We start from the raw sequence: 10,878 nt of genomic DNA on the forward strand, positions 1-10,878 counted from the left end.
CGTCAATGAAAAAAATAGCCATGTCGGCCGCAGCGCTGGGGATCATCAGCTGTGGCGCCCAGGCGCAGAGCAGTGTCACGATCTACGGTATCGTCGATTCGTCGGTTCGCTACAGCACCAATGAGAACGCCGCGGGCGGGAGCAAGGTGCAACTGGCCGGCGGTCCGCTGTCCGGCAGCCGTATCGGTTTCAAGGGGACGGAGGATCTCGGCGGCGGCTTGTCGGCGCTGTTCTCGCTGGAGACCGGATTCGGGACCGACACCGGCGCGCTGCAACAGCAACCGGCTTCCGGCACCCGGCTGTTTGGCCGGGAGTCTCTGGTCGGGCTGCAAGGCGGCTTCGGCAAGCTGACCGTGGGGCGTCAGTATGCACTGATCCATGACATGGTCGTGAGCTATGACGTCTATGCTCTCTCCAACGTGACCCAGACCATCGGCTTCCAGGGCGGCAACTACACCATGGGCGCGCGACTGGACAACAGCTTGCGCTATGCCGGCACCTATAAGGGTGTGACGGCCTCATTGGGCTACAGTGCCGGCGAAGTGGCGGGTGACATCCACAATGGTGAATCCAGGGCCATCGGCCTGGCCTATGATGACGGTCCGCTGCACATCGGCGGTGCGTGGCAGGTGTTGAATAATTCGACTACCTATTTCAGCTCGGCCATCAGCGCCAACAGCAAGCAGACGGCCTGGTCACTGGGCGCTACCTACACCGCAGGTCCGGTGAAGTGGTACGCAGGCTACATCAACAACAAGCTCGATATCGCCGACTATCGCAACAGTTCCTACTCTGCCGGTTTCAAATGGAACATCAGCGGACCGTGGAGCTTGTGGAACGCGGTCTACTTCGACCGCCTCAAGCACGCCGGCACCAGCGGCAACCGCCTGACCATCGCACCGACCGTACTCTATGCCTTCAGCAAGCGCACCGATGTCTATCTCACGGTGGACTACACCAAGCTCACCGACGCATGGAAGACCTTGGGCTCCACCTCCGGCACGCTGTTCGGCAATCGTCTGGGCGTGACCACCGGCATTCGCCACCAGTTCTGATGCAGTACCGGGGACATCCTCGGCGATGTCCCCCTGCGCGTCGCATGACCGCGTCACAAGAACGATAACAGCAGGAGCAATTCATGATCATAGGCATCCCCGTCGAGACACGGGATGGAGAAACCCGCGTGGCCGCCACGCCGGAGACAGTCAAGAAATTCATCGCGGCCAGGCATGAAGTCAGGGTGCAGTCCGGTGCAGGCGTCAGGTCCAGCATTCCTGACGACGCCTATGTGGCCGTCGGCGCCAGCATCGGCAGCGCCGAAGCGGTCTATACCGCCGAGATCCTGCTCAAGGTGCGCGCTCCCAATGAGGGCGAACGCGCTCGCCTCAAGCCGGGTACCGTGGTCATCGGCATGTTGAATCCCTTCGATGCCGACAACATCGCCGCCATGGCCGCCGCCGGCCTCACCGCCTTCGGCCTCGAAGCCGCGCCCCGCACCACCCGCGCGCAGTCGCTGGACGTGCTGTCCTCGCAGGCCAACATTGCCGGCTACAAGGCCGTGCTGATGGCCGCCAATACCTATCAACGCTTCATGCCGATGCTGATGACCGCCGCCGGTACCGTCAAGGCCGCGCGCATGCTCATCATGGGGGCCGGCGTGGCCGGCCTGCAGGCCATTGCTACCGCCAAGCGGCTGGGGGCGGTGATCGAGGCCTCCGACGTGCGTCCGGCGGTCAAGGAGCAGATCGAATCGCTGGGGCCGAATTCCTGGACGTGCCCTTCCTGACCGAGGAAGAAAAGGAAATCGCCCAGGGTGTGGGCGGCTATGCACGTCCCATGCCGCCGGACTGGATGAAGCGCCAGGCCGAGCTGGTCCACGAACGCGCCAAACAGGCCGACATCATCATCACCACCGCCCTGATCCCCGGCCGCAAGGCCCCGGTGCTGATCAGCGAGGAGACCGTCAAGGCCATGAAGCCCGGTTCGGTGATCCTGGACATGGCGGTCGACCAGGGCGGCAACTGTCCCTTGTCGGAACCCGGCAAGACCGTCATCAAGCACGGCGTGCACATCATCGGCGAAGGCAACCTGGCGGCCCTGGTGGCGGCCGATGCCTCGGCCCTATACGCGCGCAACGTGCTCGACTTCCTGAAACTGATCATCGATGCCGAAGGCAAGCTGGTCATCAACAGGGAAGACGATATTGTCGCGGCCACGCTGCTTTGTTCAGGTGGCGAAGTGCTGCGCAAACAAGGAGACAAGTAATGGAAGTCAGCCACACCATCATCAACCTGATCATCTTCGTGCTGGCCATCTACGTTGGCTACCACGTGGTCTGGACGGTGACCCCGGCCTTGCACACGCCCCTGATGGCGGTGACCAATGCCATCTCGGCCATCATCATCATCGGCGCCATGCTGGCCGCGGGCCTCACCGAAGGCACGGTCGGGCGCATTGCCGGCACGCTGGCCGTGGCGCTGGCGGCGGTGAACGTGTTCGGCGGCTTCATGGTGACCCAGCGCATGCTGGAAATGTTCAAGAAGAAAGAGCCCAAGGCCAAGTCGGGAGAACGAGCATGAGCATGAACCTGGTGACCCTGCTGTACCTGATCGCATCGATCTGTTTCATCCAGGCCCTGAAGGGTCTCTCGCACCCGGCCACGGCGCGCCGTGGCAACAGCTTCGGCATTGCCGGCATGGTCATCGCCGTGCTGACCACGCTGGCGCTGATCGTCAAGATCAAGGGGGATGGTACCAATCCTTCCGGTGACATCGGCTACCTGCTGGTGGCTGGCGGCGTGATCGTCGGCGGCGGCATCGGCGCTTATCTGGCGCGCAGCGTCGAGATGACCAAGATGCCCGAACTGGTGGCGGCGATGCATTCGCTCATCGGTCTGGCGGCGGTCTGTATCGCGGTGGCGGCGGTGGCCGAGCCGTGGGCGCTGGGCATTTCGGCGCACGGGCAACTGATTCCGGTGGGCAACCGGGTGGAACTGTTCATCGGTACCTTCGTGGGGGCCATCACTTTCTCGGGTTCGGTGATCGCTTTCGGCAAGCTCTCGGGCAAGTACAAGTTCCGCCTGTTCCAGGGTGCGCCGGTCAACTTCGCCGGCCAGCATTTCCTGAACCTCCTGCTGGCGGTGGCCATGATCGGTTTCGGCATCATCTTCGTGCTGACGCAAAACTGGCTGCCCTTCATCATCATGGCCGCCATCGCCTTTGCGCTGGGCGTGCTCATCATCATCCCGATTGGCGGGGCGGACATGCCGGTGGTGGTCTCGATGCTCAACAGCTATTCCGGCTGGGCGGCGGCGGGCATCGGTTTTTCGCTGAACAACTCCATGCTCATCATCGCGGGTTCGCTGGTCGGTTCGTCTGGTGCGATCCTCTCCTACATCATGTGCAAGGCGATGAACCGGTCCTTCTTCAACGTGATCCTGGGCGGCTTTGGCGGTGAAGCGGCGGCCGCCGGTGGTGGGGCGCAGCAGCAGCGCAACGTCAAGTCGGGATCGGCCGACGATGCGGCGTTCCTGATGGGAAATGCAGAAACCGTCATCATCGTGCCGGGTTACGGGCTTGCCGTCGCACGCGCGCAGCACGCACTGAAGGAACTGACCGAAAAGCTGACCCACAACGGCGTGACCGTGAAATACGCAATCCACCCGGTGGCCGGCCGCATGCCGGGCCACATGAACGTGCTGTTGGCCGAAGCCGAGGTGCCCTATGACCAGGTGTTCGAGATGGAAGACATCAACAGCGAATTCGCCCAGGCCGATGTGGTGCTGGTGCTGGGGGCCAATGACGTGGTCAACCCGGCGGCCAAGGATCCCAAGTCGCCCATTGCCGGCATGCCGATCCTGGAAGCCTACAAGGCCAAGACCGTGATCGTGAACAAGCGCTCCATGGCAGCGGGTTATGCAGGTCTGGACAATGAACTGTTCTACATGGACAAGACCATGATGGTCTTTGGCGATGCCAAGAAGGTCATCGAAGATATGGTCAAGGCGACAGAAGGATGAGAGCAGACATCATGGACCAGAAGACTTTGCAAACTGGATCGAGCCTCCCTGCTGGCGTAGCAGCCTTCAATCTCACCGGCCGCATTGCGCTCATCACCGGCTCTACCAGTGGCATCGGATTTGCCTTGGCGCGCGGTCTCGCGCATGCTGGTGCCCATGTGGTACTCAATGGGCGAGACATGGAAAAACTTGCAGTCGCCGTGGAGCGGCTGTCAACAGAGGGGGTGCGCGTCACCGGGATGCCCTTCGATGTCACCGAGGCGGCTTCCGTCAATGCGGCTGTGCGGCGCATCGAGGAAGATGTCGGTCCCATCGAGATCCTGGTCAACAATGCGGGCATACAGCGCCGCTCGCCACTGGAACAGTTTTCCGAAGAGGACTGGCATGCGCTGATCCGCACCAACCTCGACTCCGTGTTCCTGGTGGGTCAGACGGTCGCGCGCGCCATGATCGAGCGAGGTCACGGCAAGATCATCAACATCTGCTCGGTCCAGAGTGAACTGGGCCGTCCGGGTATCGCGCCCTACACCGCTACCAAAGGGGCGGTGAAGATGCTGACCAAGGGCATGGCGATCGATTGGGGCAAGTACGGCATCCAGGCCAACGGCCTGGGGCCTGGCTACTTCAAGACCGAACTGACGGCACCGCTGGTGCGCGATCAGGTGTTCACGGACTGGCTGGTCAACCGCACCCCCTCGCGACGCTGGGGAGATGTCGAAGACTTGGTGGGGGCGGCCGTTTTCTTGTCCAGTCCAGCCTCTGATTTTGTCAACGGTCACATTCTCTACGTCGATGGCGGCGTCACCGCCACCCTTTGAATCCCGACCTCATTCAGGAGAACCATCATGCAGGCCATCATCGTTCATGCTCCCCATGATTTGCGCATCGAAGAAATTCCCACGGCCGAACTGGCCCCCCATCAACTGAAGGTACAGATCAAGGCCGGTGGCATTTGCGGATCGGACCTGCATTACTACCATCACGGCGGCTTCGGGACGGTGCGCATCAAGCAGCCCATGGTGCTGGGCCATGAAGTCTCCGGCGTCGTTCGTGCCGTGGGCGAGGCGGTGCAGGATATCGCTGCGGGCACGCGTATTGCGGTGAGCCCGAGCCATCCGTGTGGCGTGTGCCGCTACTGCCAGGAAGGCAAGCAGAACCATTGCCTGGACATGCGTTTCTACGGCAGTGCCATGCGCATGCCCCATGTTCAGGGCGCGTTCCGCCAAGAGATCGTGATCGAGCGCCATCAGGCACACCCGGTGGCCGATCATGTCAGCGATGGCGAGGCGGCCATGGCCGAGCCACTTTCGGTGGCCCTGCACGCCGTGCGCCGGGCAGGTTTACTGGTGGGCAAGCGGGTCCTGGTCACGGGATGCGGGCCGATCGGTGCACTGGTCATCATCGCTGCGCGGCGTGCCGGGGCCGCGGAAATCGTCGCTACCGACATTGCGCCCAAGGCACTGGAAGCCGCCCGTGTCGTCGGGGCCGACCGTATCATCAACGTGGCGACCGAGGCCGAGGTGCTGCAATCCTATGCGCAAGGAAAGGGCAGCTTCGATGTGCTGTTCGAGGTCAGCGGTACCGAACGTGCACTGCGTGCTGGCCTGGAAACGATGCGTCCTGGCGGTGTAGTCGTGCAGGTCGGATTGGGCGGTGATGTCAATTTCCCGGCCAATCTGCTGGTGGCGAAGGAGCTGGAATGGCGCGGTGCCTTCCGCTTCCATGAAGAATTCGCCATGGCGGTGGAGATGATGAATCGGCGGCTGGTCGACGTGGCACCCCTTATCACGGCGAGCTTCCCTTATACCCAGGCGGTAGATGCGTTCAATGTGGCAGGGGACCGTAGCAGCCAGATGAAGGTACAACTCGCGTTCTGAAATTGGAGCGAGACGATGTCGATGAGATTGCTGCGCAACCCCACCTTGGCCGTCAAACTGATGGCCTCATTCCTTGTTGTATTGGCCCTCACCGCTGTTCTCGGTGACTTTTCGCTGATGCAGATCGGCCGGGTGCACGATGCGACGGGCGATCTGATCGTGCGTTGGACACCTGCCCAGCATATTCTGCTGGATCTGCGCAGTGAGTTTGCGCGGTTTCGGATAGAAGAATTTCGCCACATGCTGGCCACGCGCAACAGCGAGGCACGGGCCGCCGAGACGGTGATGCAGCAGATCATGCGTCGGCGGGAAGCGCTGGAGCAGCAATTCCAGGCGTTGCCCCTGACCGAGGATGAACGAAAGGTCTGGCGCGGGTATGGGGAATCCATCAAGCGCTACCTGGTCCTGCACGAAAAGCTGTTGAGCCTGTCGGATCAGGGGCGCACCGAGGAAGCCAAGGCCCTGGCGCAGGAGCAGGGTGCGGCCCTGGACCAATCCGTAGGGAAATCCTTGTCCACTCTTCTTGCTGCGGTCGAGCAAGGTAGCCATGCAAGCGGCCAGGAAGCCGATGCGACCTTCGGCCAGGCCCGTGTGGGAGTGGCTGCCTTGCTCGCAGTGGCCCTGGTGTGCGGATTGGGCTTGTCCTGGTTGATCGCACGCCGCGTCAGCAAGCCGCTCAATGAAGCCGTGGGAATCGCCAGTGCGGTGGCGCGAGGCGATCTGGCCAGCAGGATCCATGTGGCCTCACGCGACGAAACGGGCAGGATGATGGCGGCCCTGTCCGCCATGAATCGCAGCTTGTCGCAGATGATCAGGGAGGTCACGGTTCACGGGAAACAGATCGCGGCAGGAATAGAACAGTTGAGCACCGGCAACTCGGCGCTTTCGGCGAGAACCGAGGAGCAGGCGGCATCGCTGGAACAGACCGCTGCCTCGATGCAGGACATGGCACACACCGTGCGATCCAACTATGAAGCAGCGCAGGAGGCACGCTTGGCTGCCGACCGCGCCTGCGCACTGGCGCAGCGGGGAGGCGCGATGGTGCAACAGGTGGTAATGGCCATCGCTGCCATCAAGACATCCTCCGGCAAGATCAATGACATCATTGGCGTGATCGATGGCATCGCCTTCCAGACCAACATCCTTGCGCTCAACGCAGCGGTGGAGGCGGCGCGGGCAGGCGAACAGGGAAGGGGGTTCGCCGTGGTGGCTTCCGAGGTGCGCTCACTGGCGCAACGCTCAGGGGCGGCTGCCCGCGAGATCAAGCAGCTCATTGAAAGCTCGACCGGTCAGATCGCCTCCAGCAATGAGTTGGCCGCCGGGACGGGCGATGCCATGAAGGAAATGGTGGATGCAGCCAACCGGGTCAACGACTTGATGAGCGAGATCGTGCAAGCCGGCGACAGCCAGACGGCTGGCATTGATCAGATAGCGCAGGCAATTGTGCAGCTTGATGGCATCACCCAGCGCAATGCTGATCTGGTTGAGCAGGCAAGCGCGTCGGCTGGATTGCTCAAACATGAGATTGATGGAATGTCCAATGCCATCGGCAGATTTACCTTGGGTTCAGACTAGGGCTTGTTCAAAGTCAATCTGAGAGTTGGCCTTCGATTGACTACTGCCCGGCCTGCGGCGGCCGCAACTCATCCAGCGGCCAGCGCGGACGCACGCCAAAACCGTATTCCTTGCGCGCCGCACCCGGCTCCTCACGCAGGCGCATGGCACCGGCGAAGGCGATCATGGCGCCGTTGTCGGTGCAGAATTGCAGCTCCGGGTAGAACACTTCATAACGCCGCTTGGCCGCCGCCGCATTGAGGGCCGCGCGCAGTTGCGCATTGGCACCGACGCCGCCGGCGATGACCAGACGCTTCAGGTTGGTCTGTTTCAGGGCCGTCATGCACTTGGCCACCAGTACGTCCACGATGGCATCGACGAAGCCGCGCGCGATGTTGGCCTTGTCCTGTTCGCAGATGTTGGCGCTGTGCTGCTTGACCACGGTCAGCACCGCCGTCTTCAAGCCCGAGAAACTGAAATCCAGATTCTTGGAATGCAGCATCGGACGCGGCAACTGGTATGCGCCTGGATCGCCGAACTCGGCCAGGCGCGAGATCGCTGGTCCGCCCGGATATCCCAGTCCCAGCAGCTTGGCCGACTTGTCGAAGGCTTCCCCGGCGGCATCGTCCAGCGTCTCGCCCAGCAGTTCATAGCGGCCCACGCCATCGACCCGCATCAGTTGCGTATGCCCGCCCGAGACCAGCAGCGCGATGAAGGGAAAGCGCGGCGGCTTGCTCGCCAGCAGCGGCGAGAGCAGGTGGCCTTCCAGGTGATGGATGCCCAGTACCGGCTTGTCCAGCGCCAGACCCAGTCCGCAGGCCACCGATGCGCCCACCAGCAGCGCCCCGGCCAGACCCGGTCCTTGCGTGTAGGCGATGGCGTCGATGTCGGCGGCTTGCACCTGGGCATCGGCCAGGGTTTGCTGCAGCAGGGGAATGGCGCGGCGGATGTGGTCGCGCGAGGCCAGCTCGGGGACTACGCCGCCATATTCCTGGTGCATGGCAATCTGCGAATGCAGGGCATGCGCCAGCAGGCCGCGCTCGGTGTCGTACAGAGCAAGGCCGGTTTCGTCACAGGAAGATTCGACGCCGAGAACTAACATGGGGATGGACTCAATGAAGCCGCCGCCAAAAAGCCCGGAGGGGGCCGTGCGGCAAAGGCGCTATTGTAATGGAAAGCCACCGGGCAAGCGCCCCGGCTGCGGCAGGCGGCGGTTTTGGTGTACCCTTCGGCCATGCAAAACGATGCCCACATTCCTGCTCCGGCTGCGGCCGTCGAGCCTGTCGCCAGTGCCGCTGCCCCGTCACCGGCCCCGTTCGCAGCCGCCCGTTTCATCAAGGAAATAGGACGCGGCAAGGACGGTGCCCGCAGTCTTTCGCGCGAGGATGCGCAACTGATGTATGCCGCCATGCTCGATGGCCGCGTGAGTGATCTCGAACTTGGCGGCATCCTGCTGTCCATGCGCATCAAGGGCGAGTCGGTCGAGGAGATCGCCGGTTTCCTGGCGGCCGCCGAGGCCTCCTTCACGCCCCTGCATGCGCCCGCGGGTCCCTATGCGCCGGTGGTGCTGCCCAGCTACAACGGCTCGCGCAAGATGGCCAACCTGACGCCGCTGCTGTGCCTGTTGCTGGTGCGGCGCGGAGTCCCCGTGCTGATGCACGGCGTCACCCACGATCCGCAGCGCGTGACCAGCGCCGAGATTTTCACTGCACTGGGGGTACCGCATGCGGCCTCCGCCGCCGAGGCCGAAGCGCGCATGGCCGCCGGCCTGCCGGCCTTCATCCCGATTGCTGCGCTGGCCCCGGCCGTGTCGCGCCTGCTCGATCTGCGCCGCATCCTCGGCGTGCGCAACTCCACGCATACGCTGGTCAAAATCATGCAACCGTTTGCGCAGCCCGCCTTGCGTCTGACGTCGTATACCCATCCGGAATACCTGGAGATGCTGACCGACTACTTCAGTCACGCCGCCCCGCATGATCGCGGCGACGCCTTCCTCATGCGCGGCACCGAAGGCGAGACCGTGGCCAATGCGCGGCGCGCCCAGCGCATCGACTGGTTCAGCCGCGGCACCCGCACCGTGCTGGTGGAAAAGCAGAGCGTGGCGGAGGAATTGCCCGACCTGCCCGAAGGCCAGGACGCCGCCGCCACTGCCGCCTGGATCAACGAGGTATTGGCGGGGCAGCGCCCGGTACCGCAAGCCATCGCCGAGCAGGTCGATCACTGCGTCGACGTGGCGGCACGCGTGGGAAATTGATGCACTGCTGCGTGGGTGATTCGCCACAGCCACTCCCGTCACGCGGGAAGCTGACAGATTGACAGGCGGGACGCGCGCAGCAGCACATGCCGGTGGCGGATCGCACGCGGGCGGAACAAGAACAAGAAAGGAAGGAAGCAAGATCCCAGGGGGGAGCGGGATCGTGATTCGGGAGGGGGAGAAATCTCGGGAAACGACACGAGAGGAGCACGCAGCGAACGCTGCGGGAGCGCGTCTTCAGGTGCGGGTGCGGCGGCGGGTGGTGGCGGTCTTGGTCGGTGCAGCGGCTTTTTCTGACGCCTGGATGGCGACTTGCGAGAAGGCGAAGATCACTTCCTTGACGATCTTGCGCTGGGGCGCAGGCAGATTGATGAAGGCTTCGAAAGCTTCGCGCTCGCGGTAGCCGATGGCTTCTTCCCAGCGCGCGCGGCGCTTGTCGATGCGCTTGCTGATCTCCTCACCGAAGCGCAGATGCTGTGGCGTCACGATCAGCCATTCGGCCAGCGTTTCCAGCTTGTCCTGCTTGGGCATCGACTCGCCCAGCAGCCAGCGGCGTACGCCGTGCAGCGTCATCGGCTTGCCCCAGTAACGTAGATTGAATTCCCGTTCCAGAACGGCGGGCTTGGGTTCGTATCCTGCTTTTTCCATCGCTGCGCGCAGGCGCTTTGCGAATTTTTGATTGGCGGTTTCCATGATTTCGAAGGTACTTTGAGGTAGCGCTTTCCGGGGTACGTTTGCTTCCGAGGTGAGTTACGCCGCAAACGTGATTTATACTCACTGGTCGGAAAACGGGCGCCATCGCTCCTGCAGCGGTCCGCGCGTGATCGCGCCGAAGCAGTGCCGGCAGGCATTTCCGGCCGATGGGAAAGCGTCCATGTGCAAGTCTCCAAAAGAGTCTTTGGTGCAACGAGCCGCCGCATTTGGCACGGGTCACCGTGCACAGATGTCAGGTCATCAGGCCACTGCAAGTACGTCGCGCGGAGCGCATGGCAGGGACTGGCCTGGTGCATCGCATGCTTGACGCAGGAGGGACGATGCCGGTCTTGTGATGCAGGCATTGTCGGTCCAACTCTCCTGCCTGTGCATCGGCAGGGCGCAATTTTTTAAGGTTTGTGTCCGCCGCGAGACACGCCGCAAGGAGCGAGACACGGCGTTCCAGATCTGATGCGACGCGG

Annotated in this window: 9 protein-coding genes and 1 pseudogene; 8 read left to right on the top strand and 2 right to left on the bottom strand. The window is 62.9% G+C overall.

Annotated features, from left to right (window positions below; all coding sequences use genetic code 11):
- Positions 1-5: 5 nt before the first annotated feature.
- The 7 genes and pseudogenes from ACWFUC_RS09165 to ACWFUC_RS09195 all read left to right on the top strand — a co-directional run bounded on the left by ACWFUC_RS09165 (position 6) and on the right by ACWFUC_RS09195 (position 7,470).
- Complete coding sequence (locus tag ACWFUC_RS09165) at positions 6-1,055, top strand: porin (RefSeq protein WP_121037543.1); 1,050 nt, start codon at positions 6-8, stop codon at positions 1,053-1,055.
- Positions 1,056-1,138: 83 nt separating this feature from the next.
- Positions 1,139-2,265, top strand: a pseudogene (locus ACWFUC_RS09170) (Re/Si-specific NAD(P)(+) transhydrogenase subunit alpha).
- Positions 2,265-2,579 carry an NAD(P) transhydrogenase subunit alpha part 2 gene (locus ACWFUC_RS09175; protein ID WP_034335569.1) on the top strand — a complete coding sequence of 105 codons (315 nt, stop codon included), beginning with the start codon at positions 2,265-2,267 and terminating at the stop codon, positions 2,577-2,579. The pseudogene ACWFUC_RS09170 and the gene ACWFUC_RS09175 overlap by 1 nt, the downstream one beginning before the upstream one ends.
- Positions 2,576-4,018, top strand: a complete 1,443-nt coding sequence (locus tag ACWFUC_RS09180; RefSeq protein ID WP_489624693.1) for an NAD(P)(+) transhydrogenase (Re/Si-specific) subunit beta — start codon at positions 2,576-2,578, stop codon at positions 4,016-4,018. The genes ACWFUC_RS09175 and ACWFUC_RS09180 overlap by 4 nt, the downstream gene beginning before the upstream one ends.
- Positions 4,019-4,029: 11 nt before the next feature.
- Positions 4,030-4,836, top strand: a complete 807-nt coding sequence (locus ACWFUC_RS09185; protein WP_489624694.1) for an SDR family NAD(P)-dependent oxidoreductase — start codon at positions 4,030-4,032, stop codon at positions 4,834-4,836.
- Positions 4,837-4,863: 27 nt separating this feature from the next.
- On the top strand, positions 4,864-5,895 hold the full coding sequence (locus tag ACWFUC_RS09190; protein WP_209579799.1) for an L-idonate 5-dehydrogenase: 1,032 nt from the start codon (positions 4,864-4,866) through the stop codon (positions 5,893-5,895).
- 15 nt (positions 5,896-5,910) lie between these two features.
- The gene (locus ACWFUC_RS09195; RefSeq protein ID WP_489624695.1) at positions 5,911-7,470 is read left to right on the top strand and encodes a methyl-accepting chemotaxis protein; all 1,560 of its coding nucleotides are present in this window, start codon (positions 5,911-5,913) and stop codon (positions 7,468-7,470) included.
- 40 nt (positions 7,471-7,510) lie between these two features.
- On the opposite strand, the gene tsaD is transcribed toward ACWFUC_RS09195, so the two are convergent.
- Positions 7,511-8,551, bottom strand: a complete 1,041-nt coding sequence (tsaD, locus tag ACWFUC_RS09200) for a tRNA (adenosine(37)-N6)-threonylcarbamoyltransferase complex transferase subunit TsaD (protein ID WP_121044770.1) — start codon at positions 8,549-8,551, stop codon at positions 7,511-7,513.
- A 132-nt stretch (positions 8,552-8,683) separates the two neighbouring features.
- Here tsaD and ybiB point away from each other — a divergent pair, with 132 nt between their 5' ends.
- Positions 8,684-9,703: a DNA-binding protein YbiB gene (ybiB, locus tag ACWFUC_RS09205; RefSeq protein WP_134221431.1), complete on the top strand. Its 1,020-nt coding sequence runs from the start codon at positions 8,684-8,686 to the stop codon at positions 9,701-9,703.
- Positions 9,704-9,940: 237 nt separating this feature from the next.
- Here the strand turns inward: ybiB and ACWFUC_RS09210 are convergent, their stop codons facing one another.
- Entirely contained in the window at positions 9,941-10,396 is a 456-nt protein-coding gene (locus ACWFUC_RS09210) for a hypothetical protein (RefSeq protein ID WP_034334286.1), read from the bottom strand.
- Between the last annotated feature and the right edge of the window lie 482 nt (positions 10,397-10,878).

It is taken from the genome of Herbaspirillum sp. Her4, from assembly GCF_057961335.1.

Coding starts and splice junctions, on each gene's coding strand:
- ACWFUC_RS09165 (WP_121037543.1), top strand. CDS start 6: ATGAAAAAAATAGCCATGTCGGCCGCAGCGCTGGGGATCATCAGCTGT.
- ACWFUC_RS09175 (WP_034335569.1), top strand. CDS start 2,265: ATGGAAGTCAGCCACACCATCATCAACCTGATCATCTTCGTGCTGGCC.
- ACWFUC_RS09180 (WP_489624693.1), top strand. CDS start 2,576: ATGAGCATGAACCTGGTGACCCTGCTGTACCTGATCGCATCGATCTGT.
- ACWFUC_RS09185 (WP_489624694.1), top strand. CDS start 4,030: ATGGACCAGAAGACTTTGCAAACTGGATCGAGCCTCCCTGCTGGCGTA.
- ACWFUC_RS09190 (WP_209579799.1), top strand. CDS start 4,864: ATGCAGGCCATCATCGTTCATGCTCCCCATGATTTGCGCATCGAAGAA.
- ACWFUC_RS09195 (WP_489624695.1), top strand. CDS start 5,911: ATGTCGATGAGATTGCTGCGCAACCCCACCTTGGCCGTCAAACTGATG.
- tsaD (WP_121044770.1), bottom strand. CDS start 8,551: ATGTTAGTTCTCGGCGTCGAATCTTCCTGTGACGAAACCGGCCTTGCT.
- ybiB (WP_134221431.1), top strand. CDS start 8,684: ATGCAAAACGATGCCCACATTCCTGCTCCGGCTGCGGCCGTCGAGCCT.
- ACWFUC_RS09210 (WP_034334286.1), bottom strand. CDS start 10,396: ATGGAAACCGCCAATCAAAAATTCGCAAAGCGCCTGCGCGCAGCGATG.